This window comes from Roseiarcus fermentans, from assembly GCF_003315135.1.
GTDB classification, from domain to species: domain Bacteria; phylum Pseudomonadota; class Alphaproteobacteria; order Rhizobiales; family Beijerinckiaceae; genus Roseiarcus; species Roseiarcus fermentans.
Window position 1 is genome coordinate 35,941 of sequence record NZ_QNRK01000024.1, and the last position, 18,020, is coordinate 53,960.

The following is an 18,020-nucleotide window of genomic DNA, read 5'->3' on the forward strand; positions in this document are numbered from 1 at the left end:
ATTTCGGATGAGAGACGTTTCGCTCCTCCGTCTCCGGCGCGATCGCGAGGAGCGCCACCGTCTGATCCGGGGAACGCGGCGATTCAGCGACGCTGGGCTCGGATGCGACGCCGAGGGAGCGGGGTAAGCAGAGTGCTCGGCGGACAATTTGTTGCGAAAAGAAGAAATAAGGACTAGGGTGCTTTCGATTGGACGTGAATCGCTTGCGACGAAAGCGCCCGGCTGTCTGACATCCAGAAGCAGAACCTGCACGGGCTCGCCCCTGTCGTCCACGCCCGGCTGAAGACGCGGCCGCTGGCCGCGCACCGCGCCCAACGCACCGGCGATGGGTGGGTCGCGCGTGACAGCCGAGCCGGCTTGACGATCGGCGAGCATTCCGCCGTCCTCATCCCGACATCGTCGAAGGATTCCGTGCGCGGAGACGTGGGTGTCCCCGCGAGCGTCCTTCGACAAGCTCGGGAAGAGGTCGGAAGAGGCGGCTCGGCTGCGACACCGCCCGTATCTCCCAAGCCGGGCGCGCAAGCGGCGATCGCGGCGCTCAACGGGAGGGTGCGCGTCTCGCGCACCCGGGCGGCGGGACGCCCCCTCCCAGCGCGCGCCCTGTCCGGCTCCTCGCGGGCAGCCACCTTGGCAGTTACACCCGCCCGTAACTCCCAACCCCGTCATTGCGAGGAGCGAAGCGACGAAGCAACCCATGCCGCCGCTTGCCTCCTGCGGAAAAAATCGCTCCGTCTTCTGCTCGCAACGAAGGGCGGCGGGACGATCAGAGGGCGCAACAGCGGCCCAGCGACCCTGGATCGCTTCGCTTCGCTCGCGATGACGGCGCTGTTCGCTGCCGGCTTGGGAGTTACGTCCAATTGTCACTTCCAAGCCTCGGCGCACCTTGGGAGTTACACCCGCCCGGAAAATCCCGCGCAACCTATTGAAAAAGCTCAAAACCGGCCGACATCGGGCGCGCTTCAGCGCTCCGGCGCGGCAAACGCCCAGTTTCCTCGGCAGGGTTCGAGGCTCCGAACGCCTCGACGCGCGTCACAATGGGCGCGGAGCCGACAATGCCGACCGGTCATGGCCCGTGACGCCCCGCCGATTCGCGCCGGCGGCCGCAGACAGCGCAGACGGCTCCGGATCCGTTGCTGCAACCACATGGAAACCGGTTCAGGTGGTGCGCGGCGCGGCGCTTCGGGCGCGCAGGCGGCCTTGGATCGCCCGCGGCGCCCTGCGGGCCTCTCGCCGCGCGCGGGGCGCCCCACGGGAGACGCGACTCGCCCGTAACTCCCAAGCCGGCAGCGAATAGCGCCGTCATCGCGAGCGAAGCGAAGCGATCCAGGGCCGCTGGGCCGCTGTCGCGCCCTCTGGTCGTCCCGCCGTCCTTCCTTGCGAGCAATTTCTTCCGCAGGAAGCAAGCGGCCGCATGGATTGCTTCGTCGCTTTGCTCCTCGCAATGACGGGTTGGGAGTTACACTCGCCCGGAAAAGTCCCTGCAAACTGTTGAAAAGGCCCGAAACCGGCTCGGGCGAACACGGTCGTCGACCGTTATCCGCTGAGCTTCTTCAGGCTCGCCGGCGGCTTCGAATCGTCGGGGACGAAGAAGTCGGGCGCGAGGTCGACCGTCGGGTCGACGCGATAGCGGTCGAAGTCCGCGACGCCGTTCTCGGACAGAAACGTGTCGTCGATCAGGAAGTTTCCGGTGAAGCTCCCGGCGTCCTTCAGAAAGATCATATGCGCCGCGTCGGCGAGGATGTCGGGGGTGCGGGAGGCGCGCATCACCGCGTCGCCGCCGAGCAGGTTCCGGATCGCCGCGGTCGCGATGGTGGTGCGCGGCCAGAGCGCGTTGACCGCGATCCGCTTGCGACGCAGCTCGCCCGCGAGCCCGAGCACGACGAGGCTCATGCCGTATTTCGCCATGGCGTAGGCCGTGTTCGGCGCGAACCACTTTTCCTGAAGGTCGAGCGGCGGCGACAGCATGAGGATATGGGCGTTGGCCGACTTTTCCAGGTAGGGGACGGCGAACTTCGACACCATGAAGGTCCCGCGCGCGTTGACCCCGTGCATCAGGTCGAAGCGCTTCATGTCGGTCGCCTGGGAGGTGGTCAGCGAGATGGCGCTGGCGTTGTTGACCACGATGTCGAGACCGCCGAAGGTCGCGGCGGTTGTTTCCAGCGCCGCGCGCACCTGCGCCTCGTCGCGCACGTCGACCGCCAGCGGCAGCGCCTTGCCCCCCGCCCTCTCGATCTCTTCGGCCGCGGAAAAGATAGTGCCCGGCAGTTTCGGGTTGGGCTCCGCGGTCTTGGCGGCGATCGCGACATTGGCGCCGTCGCGGGCGGCCCTGAGCGCGATCGAAAGCCCGATTCCGCGCGAGGCGCCGGTGATGAACAGGGTCTTGCCTGCAAGCGTGTCGGCCATACGCGTCCTCCCATAAGCGCGAAGTGTTGGCGCCGCGCGCGACGGACGGCAAGGCTCCTGCGGGCCCTACACCGGGTCGATCAGTCGCGCATCCGTCCTTATGCGGGTGGCCAACCGCCGCCGGGCTTGCTATCACGGCTGCCCCAATCCCGCGAGGCCACGGCAATTTCCATGCGCAAGGGCGCAGTCGCACGCAAGACCAATGAGACCCGCATCGAGGTCGACGTCGACGTCGACGGGACCGGCGTCTCGGACATCTCGACCGGGGTCGGCTTCTTCGACCACATGCTCGACCAGCTCGCCCGCCATTCGCTGATCGACATGCGAATCGTCGCCGAGGGCGACCGCCACATCGACGACCATCACACGGTCGAGGACGTCGGCATCGCGCTCGGGCAGGCGCTCGCGCGGGCGCTCGGCGACAAGAGGGGCCTGACCCGCTACGCCGACTGCCTGCTGCCGATGGACGAGGCGCTGACCCGCGTCGCCGTCGACGTGTCGGGGCGGCCGTTTCTCGTCTTCCGCGCCGAGTTCCCGACCGAAAAGATCGGCGGCTTCGACACCCAGCTCGTGCGCGAATTCTTCCAGGCCTTCGCCGGCCACGGCGGCCTGACCCTCCACGTCGAGACGCTCTACGGCGTCAACAGCCATCACATCGCGGAATCCTGCTTCAAGGGCGTCGCGCGCGCTCTGAAGGCTGCGGTGGCGATCGACGCGCGGCAGGCGGGTGTTGTGCCCTCGACCAAGGGCGCGCTCTAGCCATGACCGTCGCGATCATCGATTACGGCTCGGGAAACCTGCATTCGGCGCACAAGGCCTTCGAGCGCGCAGCGCGCGAGGCCGGGCTCGACCGCGCGGTGAAGGTCACGTCGCGACCCGAAGATGTGCTCGCGGCCTCGCATGTCGTGCTGCCGGGCGTCGGCGCCTTCGCCGACTGCCGCCGTGGGCTCGACTCGGTCGCTGGCATGGTCGAGGCGCTGACGGAGGCGGTGCGCGAGCGGGGAAAACCCTTTCTCGGCATTTGCGTCGGCGCGCAACTGCTCGCGACCCGCGGCCTCGAATACGAGACCTCCGAGGGCCTCGGCTGGATTCCCGGCGACGTGGCGCCGATCCGGCCGGGGGATCCGACGCTGAAGATTCCCCACATGGGCTGGAACACGCTCGACGTGACGCGCCCTCACCCCGTGCTCGACGGGATTCGCACCGGACGGGACGGCCTGCACGCCTATTTCGTCCATTCCTTCCAGATCTACGCGGACCACGCCAGCGACGTCCTCGCGGTCGTGGATTACGGCGGACCCGTGACGGCGATCGTCGCGCGCGACAACATCGTCGGCACGCAGTTCCATCCCGAGAAGAGCCAGACGCTCGGCCTCGGCCTGATCGCCAATTTCCTGAAGTGGCGCCCGTGATCCTGTTCCCCGCGATCGATCTCAAGAACGGCGAGTGCGTGCGCCTGCTGCGCGGCGACATGGCGCAGGCGACGGTTTTCAACGCCGATCCGGAGGCGCAGGCCAGAACCTTCGCCGCGAAGGGGTTCGAATATCTGCACGTCGTCGACCTCGACGGGGCGTTCGCCGGCCATCCGGTCAATGCCGATGCAGTCAGGCGTATCCTCTCCAGCCTCACCATGAAGATGCAGCTCGGCGGCGGCGTGCGCGACATGAAGACCGTGCGCGGCTGGCTGGAGGCGGGCGTGACGCGGGTGATCATCGGCACCGCCGCGGTGCGCGATCCGGACTTCGTCCGCGAGGCCGCCCGGCTCTATCCGGACCGGATCGCGGTCGGGATCGACGCGCGCGACGGCTGGGTCGCGGTCGAGGGTTGGGCCAAGACGTCCAATGTCTCCGCTCTCGACCTCGGCCGCCGGTTCGAGGACGCTGGCGTCGCGGCGATCATCTACACCGACATCGCGCGCGACGGGGCGCTTCAGGGCCTGAACATCGCCAGCACCGTGGCGCTCGCCGAGGCGCTCGCCGTTCCCGTCATCGCCTCCGGCGGCCTTGCCTCGATCGAGGACGTGCGCCGGCTGACCGAGCCCGATTGCGTGCGGCTCGCCGGCGCCATCGCCGGCCGCGCGCTCTACGATGGCCGGCTCGATCCGCGCGAGGCGCTGGCGGTGTTGCGGGGCCGCGGCGCGCCGGTCCGCCCCGAAGGAGCGCCGCCATGACCCTCAAGGCCCGCGTCATTCCCTGCCTCGACGTCAAGGACGGCCGTGTCGTCAAGGGCGTCAATTTCGTCAATTTGCGCGACGCGGGCGATCCGGTCGAAAGCGCGATCGCCTACGACAGGGCCGGGGCGGACGAGCTCTGCTTCCTCGACATCACCGCGAGCCACGAGGACCGCGGCATTCTGCTCGACGTCGTGCGCCGCACCGCCGAGGTCTGCTTCATGCCGCTGACCGTCGGCGGCGGCGTGCGCACCACCGACGACATCCGCAACCTGCTGCTGGCCGGCGCCGACAAGGCGTCGATCAATTCGGCCGCGGTCGCCGACCGGCAGTTCGTCCGCCTCGCAGCGGAGAAATTCGGCAGCCAGTGCGTGGTCGTCGCCATCGACGCGAAGCGCGTCTCGGGCGTGGGCGAGCCCGCCCGCTGGGAGATCTTCACCCACGGCGGCCGGCGGCCGACCGGCATCGAGGCGGTCGCCTTCGCGCGCGAGGTGACCGAGCTCGGCGCGGGCGAGATCCTCCTCACCTCGATGGACCGGGACGGCGCGAAAATCGGTTTCGATCTCGACCTCACCCGCGCGATCGCCGACGCCGTGCCGATCCCGGTGATCGCCTCCGGCGGCGTCGGGACTCTGGACCACCTGGTGGACGGCGTGAAGGTCGGCCACGCGAGCGCGGTGCTCGCCGCCTCGATCTTCCACTTCGGCGAATACACGATCCGTGAGGCGAAGAGCCGCATGGCCGAGGCGGGCATTCCCGTCCGGATGGACTGAGACGGTGTACGGGCGCCGCGCGGCGCGCTAGAAGGCGCGCGCCCTCCACGGAGATCGAAATGTCCACGAGCCCCGAGCACACGCACTTCGGCGAGCGCCAGGTGCGCCTTGACGAGAAGCAGGGCCTGGTCGACGACGTTTTCCACAAGGTCGCCGACCGTTACGACGTGATGAACGACCTGATGTCGTTCGGTCTGCATCGCGTCTGGAAGGACATTTTCGCCGCCAAGGTTCACCCTTCGGCGACTAGGGCCTTCGCCCACCTCGACGTCGCCGGCGGGACCGGCGACGTCGCCTTCCGGATCGCCCGGGCCGGGGGCCCGCGTACGCGGGTGACCGTCGCCGACATCAACGCGGACATGCTCAGGGTCGGCGCCGAGCGTGCGAGCAAGCGCGGGCTCGACGAACGCCTGACCTTCGTCGAGGCCAACGCCGAGGAACTGCCGTTCGGCGACGGCGAATTCGACGCCTATACGATCGCATTCGGCATCCGCAACGTGCCGCGAATCGAGAAGGCGCTCGGGGAGGCGTTTCGCGTGCTGCGGCGCGGCGGGCGGTTCCTCTGCCTCGAGTTCTCGCACGTCGACCTTCCGGTTCTCGACCGGGTTTACGACGCCTATTCGTACACCGCCATTCCCGCGATCGGCAAAGTGGTTGCGGGCGACGGCGCCCCCTATCGCTATCTCGTCGAGTCGATCCGCAAGTTTCCCTCGGCCGACCTGTTCGCCGACATGATCGCCGCCGCCGGCTTTTCGCGCGTGGACGCTGTGAAGCTCAGCGGCGGCGTGGTCGCGATCCACTCGGGCTGGAAGCTCTGATTCATGGGACTCGTCACCGCGGTCGGCCATGGCGTGCGGCTCGCGCGCGCGGGGTTCGTGTTCGCCCGCGAAGGGGCGTTCGTCGACGTCGACCCGGCGCTCCTGCCTCCCGGCGCGCGCCTGCCGCTTGCGCTCGTCAATCTCGTGGCCAGGCGCGACGTCCGCGGGCTCGCGGGCCTGTCGCGCGCCATCGATCGGCTCGGGCCCTCCTACGTCAAGATGGGCCAGTTCCTGTCGACCAGGCCCGACATCGTCGGGCCCAAGGTCGCGCTCGAACTCGAAAGCCTGCAGGACCGGGTGAGGCCGATGAGCCGCGAGGCGGCGATCGCCATCATTGAAAGAGCCTTCGGCGCAAAGATCGAGACGGTCTACGCCGAATTCGGCGAGCCGGTCGCGGCGGCCTCAATCGCCCAGGTCCACCGGGCCTCGGTCGACGGCCCGGAGGGGCGGCGCGACGTGGCGGTGAAGGTGCTGCGCGATGGCGTCGAGAAGCGCTTCGCCAGCGAGATCAAAGACATGGTCTTCGCGGCGCGGCTCGCCGAGCGCATCGCGCCGGAAGCGCGCCGCCTGCGCCTCGTCCAGGTGGTCGACACGCTGGCGCGGTCGGTGCGGATGGAGATGGATTTCCGGCTCGAGGCCGCGGCGGCGTCGGAATTCGCCGACAATGCGAAGGACGATCCCGACATCCGCGCGCCGGCGATCGACTGGGACCGGACCACCCGCGAAGTGATGACGATGGAGTGGGTCGAGGGCGTCCCGCTCGCCGATCCCGACCGCCTCGCGGCGCTCGGGTTCGATCCGCCCGCGCTCGCGCGGACGCTCATCCAGACCTTTCTCCGCCATGCGCTGCGCGACGGCTTCTTCCACGCCGACATGCATCAGGGGAACATTTTCGTCGATTCGGCCGGGCGGATCGTCGCGGTTGACTTCGGCATCATGGGCCGCCTGGGGCGGAAGGAGCGCCGGTTCCTCGCCGAGATCCTGTTCGGCTTCATCCGGCGCGACTACCGGCGGGTCGCCGAGGTCCATTTCGAGGCGGGCTACGTGCCGGACACCTACCGCGTCGAGGATTTCGCACAGGCCATCCGGGCGATCGGCGAGCCGATCCACTCGCGGACCGCCGACCAGATCTCCATGGCGAAGCTGTTGACGCTGCTGTTCGAGGTGACGGCGCTGTTCGACATGACGACACGGGTCGAGTTGGTCATGCTGCAGAAGACGATGGTGGTCGCCGAAGGCGTGGCGCGGAAGCTCGATCCGCAACTGAACCTGTGGTCGATTTCGGAACCGGTGGTCGGCGCCTGGATCGCGGACAATCTCGGCCCAAAAGCGAAGGTGGAGGACGCCGGCCGCGGCGCCGCCGCCCTCGCGACGCTGATCGTCGAAGGGCCGCGCCGGCTCGAGGCCATCGCCGCGAGGCTGGAGGCCTGGGCCAAAACGCCGCCTGTGGAAAGTGAACCGGAAGGGCGCGGCCTCGCCAGACTGGGCTATATTTTTACTGGCGCTTTCGTCACGATTTTGTTATTTGCGCTGATCAAGTGGAGTTAAGGCGCATCCCTCCGGCGCGACACGATTCGGGGGCCCGGGAGTCGATGACCGCGCCGAAGGGCGCCCACGTCGTCCCCTTTCCTGAGATTTGCGGCGGCGAGACCAGATCAGATGCGGACAGTCCGTTCCCACGCGACCGGCCTTGAAGACCGATGACCGCCGTTCCCCTAGCGGCAGCGCGCATTCTTCTGGTCATCGGAGGCGGGATCGCCGCCTACAAGTCGCTCGAGCTGATTCGGCGCCTTCGAGACCGCGGCGCCGCGGTGCAGGTGGTGATGACCGATTCGGCGCGCCAGTTCATCACGCCGCTGTCGGCTGCGACGCTTAGCGGGCAGCCGGTTCGGGACGCGTTATTCAACCTGACCGACGAATCGCTGATCGGCCACATCGAACTGTCCCGTTCCGCCGACCTGGTGGTGGTGGCGCCGGCCACCGCCAATCTGCTGGCGCGAATGGCGGGAGGGCTTGCGGACGATCTGGCGACGACGCTCCTGCTGGCGACCGACAAGCCCGTGCTCGTCGCGCCGGCGATGAACGTACGGATGTGGTTGCATCCGGCAACCCAGAGGAACATCGAACGGCTCGGGGCCGATGGCGTCGCATTTGCCGGTCCCGACGAAGGTCCGATGGCGTGCGGCGAATTCGGCCCCGGTCGCATGGCCGAACCCGCGGCGATCGTTGATGCGATCGAGAGGGCGCTCTCGAAGACGGCTGATTCGCCGGAAAGGCCCAGCTTGCTTGCCGGGCGACGAGTGATTGTCACGTCGGGTCCGACTTATGAGCCCATTGATCCGGTCCGGTTCATCGGCAACCGGTCGTCGGGTCGCCAGGGCCATGCAATCGCGCAATCGGCTGTTGGCGCCGGCGCAAATGTTATCCTCGTCACCGGGCCCGTCGCGCTGCCCGATCCGCCCGGTGCGACTGTCGTTCACGTTGAGACCGCGCTTGAGATGCAAGCTGCGGTTGCCGCCGCATTGCCTGCCGACGCCTTCATAGCGGCGGCTGCGGTGGCCGATTGGCGAGTCGAACGTGTCGATAACGAGAAGATCAAGAAGGGCGAAGGCGGCGCCCCGACCCTGCGACTTGTTGAAAACCCCGATATACTTGCGGAAGTCGCCAAGATGAACAAGCCACGTCCCGCTGTCGTGATCGGGTTCGCAGCGGAAACGAATCACTTAGTCGACAATGCGAAATCCAAATTGCTGCGCAAGGGGTGTGATTTCATCATCGGCAATAGTGTCGCGAGCGGAACCACGACTTTCGGCGGCGAAACAAACGAGGTGCTGCTGATCGGCGCGGAAGGCGTCGAGCGCTGGCCGTCGATGAGCAAGGCGGCCGTCGCCGACCGGCTCGTTGCGAAGCTCGCTGTAGAATTGGCGAAGCGCTCGTGATTCCAGTTGTTTACACACAGCTTCCGCACGGCGAGGGCTTGCAATTGCCGGCGTATAAGAGTGAAGATGCGGCGGGGATGGACCTCTTGGCCGCGTTGCCGGCCGACGGGGAGGTTGTTCTGGCCCCCGGGGCCCGGTCGTTGATCCCGACCGGGTTGGCAATCGAGCTGCCCAAGGGTTTTGAAGGGCAGATCAGACCGCGTTCGGGGCTCGCACTGCATGAGGGTGTGACCGTCCTCAACAGTCCGGGAACGGTCGACGCCGATTACCGAGGGGAAATCGGCGTCATACTCATCAATTTTGGAACCAAGCCCTTTGTTGTTCGGCGGGGCGCGCGCATTGCGCAACTCGTCGTTTGTCCTGTGGAACGCGTCGCTCTCATTGCGGGCGGGCGGCTCACTGCGAGCGCAAGGGGTGCAAATGGATTCGGCTCCACCGGGCGCTCATCAGAGGAGGATTGATATGAACCTGCTATCGCGACGGAGCGTCCTCGCCATCGCCGCCGTTGTCGATGTCGCGTTGCACTCGAGGTCCGCGCCGGTTGCGGCGAAGGCCCTCGCCGCGCGTCACAAACTGCCTCCCCGACACCTGGAGACCTTGCTCCAGGGTCTCGTTCACGCCAAGATTCTCAAGGGCGTGCGCGGGCCTCGGGGCGGCTATGAACTGGCCCGGGAGCGCCGGCGCATCACGGTCGGCGAAATCGTCCGCACTGCGATGTCGTTGAGCACGGCGGATCCGGACGATCTGGGCGCGAACTCGCTCCTCCTGGAGCGGGTCATCGACCCGACCGTCAAGAAGGCCGGGGAGTCGTTCCTCGCCAACCTGGACGCAATCACGGTCGAGAACATGTGCGAAACGGCGGAACAGGCGCACGTGCTCGACGACGAGAAGACCTCGGGCGATTTTGCTATCTAGCGGCGATATAACCGACGATATATAGATCAGCCTCGGTTAAAGGCGCATCGTCCGGACCGAGCCGCGCAAGCGACGGCCCGGACGATGTCTGTTTACGGAGACGCACGTGATGATGATGGATGCAGGCGCCGGACGCAAGCCGGGCCGGGGGCGGGTCTACGCCTCGATCACCGACACCATCGGCGATACGCCCCTCGTCGCGCTCGACCGTCTCGCCAAGGAAAAAGGCGTCGACGCGCGTCTCCTGGCCAAACTCGAATTCTTCAATCCGATATCAAGCGTCAAGGACCGCATCGGCGTGGCGATGATCGACGCGCTCGAGGCGCAGGGCAAGCTCGCGCCGGGCAAGGGCGTTCTCGTCGAGCCGACGTCCGGCAACACCGGCATCGCGCTCGCCTTCGTCGCCGCGGCGCGCGGCTACAAGCTGATTTTGGTGATGCCGGAGTCGATGTCGATCGAGCGGCGCAAGATGCTGGCGCTGCTCGGCGCCGAACTCGTGCTCACGCCGGCCGCGCTCGGCATGAAGGGCGCGATCGCCAAGGCAAACGAGATCGTCGCCACGACCCCGGGCGCGCTTATTCCGCAGCAGTTCGAAAACCCGGCCAACCCCGAGATTCATCGACGCACCACCGCCGAGGAAATCTGGAACGATACGGACGGCGAGGTGGATATCTTCGTCGCCGGCGTGGGCACCGGCGGCACGATCACGGGCGTGGGGCAGGTGCTGAAAGCGCGCAAGCCGGGCGTGCGAATCGTCGCGGTGGAGCCGGAGGACTCGCCAGTGCTGTCCGGCGGGGCGCCGGGGCCGCACAAGATTCAGGGGATCGGCGCGGGCTTCGCGCCCTCGATTCTCGACCGCGGGATCATCGACGAGGTCGTGGCGGTCGGGAACCAGACCGCCTTCGACATGGCGCGGCTCACCGCGCGCATCGAAGGCGTGCCGGTCGGCATTTCGTCCGGCGCGGCGATCGCGGCCGCCATCGATGTCGGCCGCCGCCCGGAAAGCGCCGGCAAGACCATCGTGGTCGTCATCCCGTCGTTCGCCGAGCGCTACCTGTCGACGGCGTTGTTCGAAGGCTTGTGAAGGGCGCGCGCCCGACGGGCCCCGCTTGCCGCTCGCGGAGAAATGATTGGCTTCGGATGTCGTGATGCGTCAGACCCACGCGCAAGCTCGTCCGAGGGTCGCCGGCGGAGCGCAGGGTCGAGGAGAATGACATGGACCGCAGGCGTTTTCTGTTGGCCTTCCCGGCGGGCGCGGCGTCGGTCCTGATCGGCGAGGCCGCCGCGCCGCAGGCCGGACGCGCGGCGGCGGCGAACACGGTCGACATCCATGCGATCCTGGATGATCCGGACGCGCCAGTCGGCGGCGACCCGACCGGCGATGTAACGATCGTCGCCTTCATCGACTACAACTGCCCGTTCTGCAAGCGGGCCGAACCCGACCTGCAGCGACTGGTGGCGAGCGACGGCAAGATCCGCCTTGTCTACAAGGATTGGCCGATCCTCGCGCGAAGCTCGGTCACGGGCGCGCGGCTCGCGCTCGCCGCAAACTACCAGGGTAAATACGAGCCCGCGCACGCGGCTCTGATGGCCCTGCATGGGCGATCTTCGGATGCCGCGATGCGCGCCGCGGTCGCGTCGGCGGGCGTCGACATCGCCCGGTTGGACAAGGATCTCGACGCTCATGGCGACGCGATCATGGATTGTCTTCGCCGCAACGGGACGCAGGCGAACGCGCTCCACCTTCAGGGCACGCCCGTCTATCTGGTCGGCCCCTATCTGGTGGCGGCGTCGCTGAACTATGACCAGTTCAGCGACGTCGTCGCGAAGTTCCGGGCGCAGATCGGGAAGTGATCAGCCGCCCGCGACGGGAGCGAACACCCGCAGGCGCTGGCCGTCCGGGTCGAGCGCCACGAAGGTGTAGCCGAACTCCATCGCCGTCGGCTCCATCACGATCGACGCGCCCTTCCTGCGCCAGGCGGCGCACAGGGCGTCGACATCGCCGTCGCTTTCGGCCGTGAAGGCGATCTCGACGCCCCCTGCGGCGGTCGCGGAGGGCTGGACGCCGTCCCGTCTCCACAGGCCCAGCATCAGGCCCGGGGCGGCGGGAAGCATCGCGAATGTCGGCGAGGATTCGACGGCGGGACGGTCGAGGAGCCAAGCGTAGAACGCCGCGCTTCGGGCGACGTCGTCGACATAGACGAGGATGAAACTGACGTTGGACATGGGGATCGACTCCGGTGAACGGGACGATCCGTAGCCCGCGGCGCTGTCAGTTTCCGTCAGCAGCGGTCGGCGCAGCCGGCGCGACGAAATAGGGCTCGACCGGACCGGTCAGTTTCACCAGCAGCAGATTGCCCTTGCGGTCGCGGGTCTTGCCGGCCGGAGCGCGTATCCAGTTCTCGCTGACGCAATATTCCTCGACGTCGGTGCGCTCCGACCCACGAAACCGGATGCCGACGCCGCGCGCCAGCGCCACCCCGTCATAGTGCGGGCTCGCCGGGTCGATGCTGAGCCGATCGGGAGGGGCGTCGGTCGTCTGAGCGGTCATCGTGGCGTCCGTCGATCGCAACACGGGGCGGCGAACCCGCGGCCCTAGCGGTCGGTCCGGTACCCTCGCTTAGGCGAGCGCCTTGACGCGCTTGGCGAGGCGCGAAATCTTGCGCGAGGCGGCGTTCTTGTGAACGATGCCCTTCTGCGCGGCGCGCGCGAGCTTCGGCTCCGCCGCGCGCAGGGCTTCGGCCGCCGCGTTCGGGTCCTTGGAGGCGAGCGCCTCCTCGACTTTGCGGACGTAAGTACGCATCTCGCTGCGGCGCGACTTGTTGACCGCGGTGCGGCGGATGGTCTGGCGGGCGGCTTTCTGGGCCGACTTGGTATTGGCCATGAACTCGATTCCCTCGGAGCGCGGCTCGCCGCGCATTCGCGCAAAAACAATGAGGCCGGGCGAGGGCCCAGCCTTGATCGCGGGCTTATATGCTTTTTCGCCCGACCGCGTCAACCGCCGCCGGCGAAACGCCAGGCCAGGGAAAGAAGCCCGCCCGGCGCCGTCATGAGCTTGAGGGCCATCGCGCAGCTCATCGTGACGATCAGCGGCCGGACCAGGCGCGCCCCGGCGCGCAAGGCGGCGTTCGCGCCGACGCGGGCGCCGAGAAACGCGCCGGCGCCCATCGCGAGGCCCGCCGCGACCACGATATGCCCGGAGAGCGCATAGACCGCGAGGGACCCGACGTTGCTGCCGAAATTGGCGAACCTCGCCCCCGCCATCGCCCGGGTGAGGCCGAACCCGCAAAGGACGACGAGCGCCGCCATGTAGAACGCGCCGGCCCCGGGTCCGAACACCCCATCATAGAAGCCGATTGCGGGCGCGAGCGTCGCCGCGAAGCCGCGGACGGAAAGGCGTGCAGGCTTCTGGATCTCACCGAGACGGGGCGCGAGCGCGAAATAGAGCGCGACCGCGACGAGGACGACCGGCAGGGCCCGAGCGAGGAAGGCGCTCGGCGCCCACGGCAGGGCGAGCGCGCCGAGCGCTGCGCCGCCGAGCGCGGCGAGGGCCGACGGCGCCATCCCCGACTCGATCTTGCCCGCGCGCCAGAAGCTGAGCGTCGCCGAACCGGAGCCGAAGGTCGAGGCGAGCTTGTTGGTGGCGACCGCCGCCACAGGATCCAGTCCCGCGAGCGCCAGCGCCGGCAGGGTCACGAGTCCGCCGCCGCCGGCGATCGCATCGACGAAGCCGGAGCCGAACCCGACGGCGGCGAGCGTCGCCAGAAAGGACAGCGTCATCGCGACCGTCCCGCGCCCGGGCTCAACTCTCCGCGACCGGAGAGGTGGCGTCGCGGGCGGCGAAGCGGGCAGGCCGCTTCTCGCCGAAGGCGGCGCGGCCTTCGGCGAAGTCCGGACCGAGGGCCGCCCGCTCGACCAGCGCGCGGAACGCCGGCGTCTCCACCGTCAGGCCGCCGGCGATCGCGTCAACCGTCCGCTTCGCGCTGCGGATCGAGGTCTGGCTGAGATCGGCGAGGCCGCGCGCGTAGCCGAGCGCGGTTTCGCGCAGCGCCGTCTCGATTCGCCGGTCGATCAGGCCGATCGCGAGCGCTTCGTCCGTCTCGATCCGCCGGCCGGTGAACAAAAGGTCCTTGGCGCGCGCCGGGCCGACGAGTTCGACGAGACGCCGGGTCTCGGCGTGGCCGTAGACGAGGCCGAGCCTCGCCGGGGTAATGGCGAGATAGGCGTCGGCGGCGCAGAAGCGGAGGTCGCAGGCGATCGCGAGCGCGATGCCGCCGCCGACGACATTGCCCTGCATGACCGCGACGGTCGGCCGGTCGATAGCGCTCAGCGCCCTGAGGCCGTCCTGGATCGCATCGCCGTAGTCGCGCGTGGCGGCAGCGTCACGGTAGACCTCATCGAATTCGGAAATGTCGGCGCCGGCGCTGAAATGGCCGCCGGCGCCTTCGAGCAGCACGACGAGCGCGTCGGTCCGCGCCTCGATCGAGGACCGGATCGCCGGCAGCGCGCGCCACATCGCGCGCGAGATGGCGTTGCGCCGGTCCGGCCGGTTGAGGACGATCCGGGCGAACGGCGGTTCGAAGCTCAGGGTGATGTCGGTCATGAGGCCCTACGAGGAGGCGGGGAACGCGCGGCGCCCTTTCTGGAGCATTTGCCGGGTTGGAGCAAACCGCGGCGTGTCGTAGCGTTGCGCCGATCACGGGGCGCGACGCGCGCGAGGAGCGGCATGACAAGCAGAGACGAGTATCCGCGGGACATGGTCGGCTACGGACGCACGCCGCCTTTCGCGGACTGGCCGAACGGGGCGCGCGTCGCGGTGCAGTTCGTCATCAATTACGAGGAAGGCGGCGAGAACAACATCCTCCACGGCGACGCCGCCTCGGAGGCTTTTCTGTCGGAGATCGTCGGCGCCGCGCCCTGGCCGGGCCAGCGGCACATGAACATGGAGTCGATCTACGAATACGGCTCGCGCGCCGGCTTCTGGCGCCTGCACCGCATGTTTACGGAGCGCTCGGCGCCGGTCACGGTCTATGCGGTCGCGACCGCGATGGCGCGCAACCCGGAGGCGGTCGCGGCGATGAACGAGGCCAAGTGGGAGATCGCCACCCACGGCCTGAAGTGGATCGACTATCGAGATACGCCGCCCGAGGTCGAAGCCAGGCACATTGCCGAGGCGATCCGCATCCACACCGAGGTCGCGGGCGCGCGTCCGCTCGGCTTCTACCAGGGGCGCTCCTCGGTCAACACCATCCGCCTCGGCGCCGAGGAGGGCGGCTTCGTCTATTGCGCCGACGTTTATTCCGACGATCTGCCCTACTGGATCGAAGGCCCGCGCGGGCCCCAACTCCTCGTCCCCTACACGCTCGACTCCAACGACATGCGCTTCGCCACGCCGCAGGGCTTCAATTGCGGCGACCAGTTCTACGCTTACCTCAAGGACTCGTTCGACACCCTCTACGCCGAAGGCGACGTCGCGCCGAAAATGCTGTCGGTCGGCCTGCACTGCCGTCTCGTCGGCCGTCCCGGACGGGCGGCGGCGCTGGCGCGGTTCCTCGACTACGTGCTCGCCCACGACAAGGCCTGGGTTCCGACCCGGCTCGACATCGCGCGCCGCTGGATTCAGAAACACCCGCCCGCCGGCGGCTGGAAGCCGGCGGAGCTGACGAGGACGCTGTTCCTCGAGCGGTTCGGCGGCGTCTACGAGCATTCCCCCTGGGTCGCGGCCGCGGCCTGGGACGCCGGGCTCGGCGCGGACGCCGCCGCCGCCGAGGGGCTCGCGCGCGCGATGGCGGGAGCGGCCGTGGGCGGGAGCGACGCGCAGAAGCGCGCGCTGATTCTCGCTCACCCCGATCTCGCCGGACGCCTCTCGCAGGCGAAACTCCTGACCGCGGAATCGACTGGCGAGCAGGCGAGCGCGGGGCTCGACCGGCTGAGCCCGGACGAGCTGAAGGCGTTCACCGATCTCAACGAGGCCTACCGCGCCCGCTTCGGCATGCCGTTCATCATGGCGGTCAAGGGCAAGGACAAGGCCGAGATTCTCGCGGCCTTCCGGCGCCGGCTGGGCAACGATGCGGAGGCGGAGACGCGGACGGCGCTGGCCGAAATCGACCGCATCGCGGCGCTGCGCCTTCAGGAGATCCTGTCGTGAGCCGGGCGACGCGGGTCGTCCGCGGGCGCGTCCTGAGCTTCGCCGACGATCCGGCGGCGGCCGGCACGGACGCGCTCCGCAGGATCGACGACGGCGCGGTCCTCGTCGAGGGCGGACGGATCGCGGCCGTGGGCGAGGCGCGCGCCATTCTGGACCTCGCGCCGGCGGACGCGGTCGTGGATGACCATTCGGGCGCGCTCGTCATGCCGGGGCTGATCGACGTCCATATCCACTATCCGCAGACGCAGGTGATCGCCTCCTACGGCGCCCAGCTCCTCGACTGGCTGCACAATTACACCTTCGTCGAGGAGCAGCGGTTCGCCGACCCGGACCATTGCGCGCGGGTCGCCGAGTTCTTTCTCACCGAACTGTTTCGCAACGGCACGACGACGGCGCTCGTCTATTGCACCGTCTATCCGCAGTCCGCGGACGCCTTCTTCGCCGCGTCCGAGCGCGCCGACGCTCGGATGATCGCCGGCAAGGCGATGCTCGATCGAAATGCGCCGAAGGGGCTCCTGGACACCGTTCAGACGGGTTACGACGACTCGAAGGCGCTGATCGGGCGCTGGCGCGGCCGGGGACGGCTCGACTACGCGGTCACGCCGCGCTTCGCCGTCACCTCCTCGCCCGAACAGCTCGAGGCGGCGGGGGCGCTGATGAAGGAATTCCCCGGCGTCTACATGCAGTCGCACGTCGACGAGAACACCGACGAGATCGAGTTCGTCCGCCAGCTGTTCCCGGAGGCGCGCGACTATCTCGACGTCTACGCGCGGGCGGGGCTGCTCGGGCCGCGCTCGGTGTTCGGCCACTGCATCCACATGACCGGCGACGAGATCGCGGCGATGGCCGGGACGGGCTCGGTTGCGGCCTTCTGCCCGACCTCGAATCTGTTTCTCGGCTCCGGCCTGTTCGACCGCACGCGGCTCGCCCGAGCCGGGGTGCGGATCGGGCTCGCCACCGACGTCGGCGGCGGCACCAGCTACTCAATGCTGCGCACCGCGGCCGAGGGCTACAAGGTCCTGCAGCTCGGCGGCCAGTCGTGGCCGGCGGCGGAGGCGTTCTATCAGATGACCCTCGGCAACGCCCGGGCGCTGAGCCTCGACCACGCGATCGGCTCGATCGAACCGGGCAAGGACGCCGATCTGGTGGTGCTCGATTCGCACGCCACCCCGGCCATGGCGCACCGGATGGAGCGGGTCGACGACCTCGAACAGGAGCTGTTCGTGCTCATGACCCTCGGCGACGACCGCGCCGTGCGCCAGACTTACGTGGCGGGCGAGCCCAAGAAGGCGTGAGCCGGCGGCCGGGCGGCCTCGACCTCTGCGCGGGGTATGAGACGGTTTCCGTGTGATCGCAGCGGCGGTTCCGGAACGCCGCGCTCTCGTCGTCGCGCCGAGCGCGGAAGCGCGCCCCCCGATGTCGGCCGGTTTTGAGCGTTTTCAACAGGTTGCGCGGGATTTTCCGGGCGACCGTAACGCCCGGGGCGGTTGTTCGCCAGGGGCGGACGCGCTGGGAGGGGCGGCTGTCCCGCCGCCCGGGAGCGTGAGACGCGCTTCAAGGCGGTCCGAGCCTCGAACCCTCCCGAGGGAACTGGGCGCTCGACGGAGCGCGCAGCCATGTTCCGGGCGCCGCGCTCTCATCGCCGCGCCGAGCGCAGAAGCGGGCGCCCCGATGTCGGCCGGTTTTGAGCGTTTTCAAAGCTTTGCGCGGGATTGTCCGGGCGACTGTACCTGCCAAGCCTTGGCGCGCCTTAGGGCATGACGGGCGGTCGTCGACGCCGAGGCGGGGGCGATGACGTTTCCCGCCGTCCTCGCGAGGAGCCCGAAGGGCGACGCGGAGATCCAGGGGCCGCCT

At 68.5% G+C, this 18,020-nt stretch carries 19 protein-coding genes; 13 read left to right on the forward strand and 6 right to left on the reverse strand.

From position 1 onward, the window contains the following. Positions 1 to 1,533 precede the first annotated feature (1,533 nt). On the reverse strand, positions 1,534 to 2,403 hold the full coding sequence (locus DFR50_RS20040; RefSeq protein ID WP_113891039.1) for an SDR family oxidoreductase: 870 nt from the start codon (positions 2,401 to 2,403) through the stop codon (positions 1,534 to 1,536). Between the two features lie 171 nt (positions 2,404 to 2,574). Between DFR50_RS20040 and hisB the strand changes: the two genes are divergently transcribed. The 11 genes from hisB (at position 2,575) to DFR50_RS20095 (ending at position 11,872) form a co-directional block, all read left to right on the forward strand. Next, positions 2,575 to 3,162, forward strand: a complete 588-nt coding sequence (gene hisB / locus DFR50_RS20045; protein WP_113891040.1) for an imidazoleglycerol-phosphate dehydratase HisB — start codon at positions 2,575 to 2,577, stop codon at positions 3,160 to 3,162. Positions 3,163 to 3,164: 2 nt separating this feature from the next. Then, complete coding sequence (gene hisH, locus DFR50_RS20050) at positions 3,165 to 3,815, forward strand: imidazole glycerol phosphate synthase subunit HisH (protein ID WP_113891041.1); 651 nt, start codon at positions 3,165 to 3,167, stop codon at positions 3,813 to 3,815. After that, positions 3,803 to 4,573 (forward strand): 1-(5-phosphoribosyl)-5-[(5-phosphoribosylamino)methylideneamino]imidazole-4-carboxamide isomerase, encoded by a 771-nt coding sequence (gene hisA / locus DFR50_RS20055; RefSeq protein ID WP_113891042.1) that lies wholly within the window; start codon positions 3,803 to 3,805, stop codon positions 4,571 to 4,573. The genes hisH and hisA overlap by 13 nt, the downstream gene beginning before the upstream one ends. Then, a complete protein-coding gene (hisF, locus tag DFR50_RS20060; protein WP_113891043.1) occupies positions 4,570 to 5,346 on the forward strand; it encodes an imidazole glycerol phosphate synthase subunit HisF in 777 nt (258 codons plus the stop codon). The genes hisA and hisF overlap by 4 nt, the downstream gene beginning before the upstream one ends. Positions 5,347 to 5,405: 59 nt before the next feature. After that, a complete protein-coding gene (ubiE, locus tag DFR50_RS20065) occupies positions 5,406 to 6,164 on the forward strand; it encodes a bifunctional demethylmenaquinone methyltransferase/2-methoxy-6-polyprenyl-1,4-benzoquinol methylase UbiE (RefSeq protein ID WP_113891044.1) in 759 nt (252 codons plus the stop codon). A 3-nt stretch (positions 6,165 to 6,167) separates the two neighbouring features. Next, positions 6,168 to 7,712, forward strand: coding sequence for a 2-polyprenylphenol 6-hydroxylase (gene ubiB / locus DFR50_RS20070; RefSeq protein ID WP_113891045.1), 1,545 nt, complete (start codon positions 6,168 to 6,170; stop codon positions 7,710 to 7,712). Positions 7,713 to 7,864: 152 nt separating this feature from the next. Continuing rightward, on the forward strand, positions 7,865 to 9,103 hold the full coding sequence (gene coaBC, locus DFR50_RS20075) for a bifunctional phosphopantothenoylcysteine decarboxylase/phosphopantothenate--cysteine ligase CoaBC (RefSeq protein WP_113891046.1): 1,239 nt from the start codon (positions 7,865 to 7,867) through the stop codon (positions 9,101 to 9,103). Then, entirely contained in the window at positions 9,100 to 9,564 is a 465-nt protein-coding gene (gene dut / locus DFR50_RS20080) for a dUTP diphosphatase (protein WP_113891047.1), read from the forward strand. Before coaBC ends, dut begins: the two co-directional genes overlap by 4 nt. A gap of 1 nt (position 9,565) precedes the next feature. After that, entirely contained in the window at positions 9,566 to 10,018 is a 453-nt protein-coding gene (locus DFR50_RS20085) for an RrF2 family transcriptional regulator (RefSeq protein WP_113891048.1), read from the forward strand. A 109-nt stretch (positions 10,019 to 10,127) separates the two neighbouring features. Next, complete coding sequence (gene cysK / locus DFR50_RS20090; protein ID WP_281016776.1) at positions 10,128 to 11,102, forward strand: cysteine synthase A; 975 nt, start codon at positions 10,128 to 10,130, stop codon at positions 11,100 to 11,102. Positions 11,103 to 11,233: 131 nt separating this feature from the next. Beyond that, on the forward strand, positions 11,234 to 11,872 hold the full coding sequence (locus DFR50_RS20095) for a DsbA family protein (RefSeq protein WP_113891049.1): 639 nt from the start codon (positions 11,234 to 11,236) through the stop codon (positions 11,870 to 11,872). Here the strand turns inward: DFR50_RS20095 and DFR50_RS20100 are convergent, their stop codons facing one another. The 5 genes from DFR50_RS20100 to DFR50_RS20120 form a co-directional block, all read right to left on the reverse strand. After that, positions 11,873 to 12,244 carry a VOC family protein gene (locus DFR50_RS20100; protein ID WP_113891050.1) on the reverse strand — a complete coding sequence of 124 codons (372 nt, stop codon included), beginning with the start codon at positions 12,242 to 12,244 and terminating at the stop codon, positions 11,873 to 11,875. Between the two features lie 46 nt (positions 12,245 to 12,290). Beyond that, entirely contained in the window at positions 12,291 to 12,569 is a 279-nt protein-coding gene (locus DFR50_RS20105; RefSeq protein WP_113891051.1) for a DUF3297 family protein, read from the reverse strand. 69 nt (positions 12,570 to 12,638) lie between these two features. Beyond that, positions 12,639 to 12,902 (reverse strand): 30S ribosomal protein S20, encoded by a 264-nt coding sequence (gene rpsT, locus DFR50_RS20110; protein ID WP_113891093.1) that lies wholly within the window; start codon positions 12,900 to 12,902, stop codon positions 12,639 to 12,641. Between the two features lie 110 nt (positions 12,903 to 13,012). Then, the gene (locus tag DFR50_RS20115; protein ID WP_113891052.1) at positions 13,013 to 13,798 is read right to left on the reverse strand and encodes a TSUP family transporter; all 786 of its coding nucleotides are present in this window, start codon (positions 13,796 to 13,798) and stop codon (positions 13,013 to 13,015) included. Positions 13,799 to 13,820: 22 nt separating this feature from the next. Continuing rightward, positions 13,821 to 14,621, reverse strand: a complete 801-nt coding sequence (locus DFR50_RS20120; protein ID WP_113891053.1) for an enoyl-CoA hydratase/isomerase family protein — start codon at positions 14,619 to 14,621, stop codon at positions 13,821 to 13,823. 123 nt (positions 14,622 to 14,744) lie between these two features. Here DFR50_RS20120 and puuE point away from each other — a divergent pair, with 123 nt between their 5' ends. Then, entirely contained in the window at positions 14,745 to 16,166 is a 1,422-nt protein-coding gene (gene puuE, locus DFR50_RS20125) for an allantoinase PuuE (protein WP_113891054.1), read from the forward strand. Beyond that, the gene (gene guaD, locus DFR50_RS20130) at positions 16,163 to 17,461 is read left to right on the forward strand and encodes a guanine deaminase (RefSeq protein ID WP_113891055.1); all 1,299 of its coding nucleotides are present in this window, start codon (positions 16,163 to 16,165) and stop codon (positions 17,459 to 17,461) included. Before puuE ends, guaD begins: the two co-directional genes overlap by 4 nt. The last annotated feature ends 559 nt before the right edge of the window (positions 17,462 to 18,020 follow it).

Excerpts from the sequence above, each read along its gene's own strand:
- DFR50_RS20040 (WP_113891039.1), bottom strand. The coding sequence starts at position 2,403 with ATGGCCGACACGCTTGCAGGCAAGACCCTGTTCATCACCGGCGCCTCG.
- hisB (WP_113891040.1), top strand. The coding sequence starts at position 2,575 with ATGCGCAAGGGCGCAGTCGCACGCAAGACCAATGAGACCCGCATCGAG.
- hisH (WP_113891041.1), top strand. The coding sequence starts at position 3,165 with ATGACCGTCGCGATCATCGATTACGGCTCGGGAAACCTGCATTCGGCG.
- hisF (WP_113891043.1), top strand. The coding sequence starts at position 4,570 with ATGACCCTCAAGGCCCGCGTCATTCCCTGCCTCGACGTCAAGGACGGC.
- ubiE (WP_113891044.1), top strand. The coding sequence starts at position 5,406 with ATGTCCACGAGCCCCGAGCACACGCACTTCGGCGAGCGCCAGGTGCGC.
- ubiB (WP_113891045.1), top strand. The coding sequence starts at position 6,168 with ATGGGACTCGTCACCGCGGTCGGCCATGGCGTGCGGCTCGCGCGCGCG.
- coaBC (WP_113891046.1), top strand. The coding sequence starts at position 7,865 with ATGACCGCCGTTCCCCTAGCGGCAGCGCGCATTCTTCTGGTCATCGGA.
- DFR50_RS20085 (WP_113891048.1), top strand. The coding sequence starts at position 9,566 with ATGAACCTGCTATCGCGACGGAGCGTCCTCGCCATCGCCGCCGTTGTC.
- cysK (WP_281016776.1), top strand. The coding sequence starts at position 10,128 with ATGATGATGGATGCAGGCGCCGGACGCAAGCCGGGCCGGGGGCGGGTC.
- DFR50_RS20095 (WP_113891049.1), top strand. The coding sequence starts at position 11,234 with ATGGACCGCAGGCGTTTTCTGTTGGCCTTCCCGGCGGGCGCGGCGTCG.
- DFR50_RS20100 (WP_113891050.1), bottom strand. The coding sequence starts at position 12,244 with ATGTCCAACGTCAGTTTCATCCTCGTCTATGTCGACGACGTCGCCCGA.
- DFR50_RS20105 (WP_113891051.1), bottom strand. The coding sequence starts at position 12,569 with ATGACCGCTCAGACGACCGACGCCCCTCCCGATCGGCTCAGCATCGAC.
- rpsT (WP_113891093.1), bottom strand. The coding sequence starts at position 12,902 with ATGGCCAATACCAAGTCGGCCCAGAAAGCCGCCCGCCAGACCATCCGC.
- DFR50_RS20115 (WP_113891052.1), bottom strand. The coding sequence starts at position 13,798 with ATGACGCTGTCCTTTCTGGCGACGCTCGCCGCCGTCGGGTTCGGCTCC.
- DFR50_RS20120 (WP_113891053.1), bottom strand. The coding sequence starts at position 14,621 with ATGACCGACATCACCCTGAGCTTCGAACCGCCGTTCGCCCGGATCGTC.
- puuE (WP_113891054.1), top strand. The coding sequence starts at position 14,745 with ATGACAAGCAGAGACGAGTATCCGCGGGACATGGTCGGCTACGGACGC.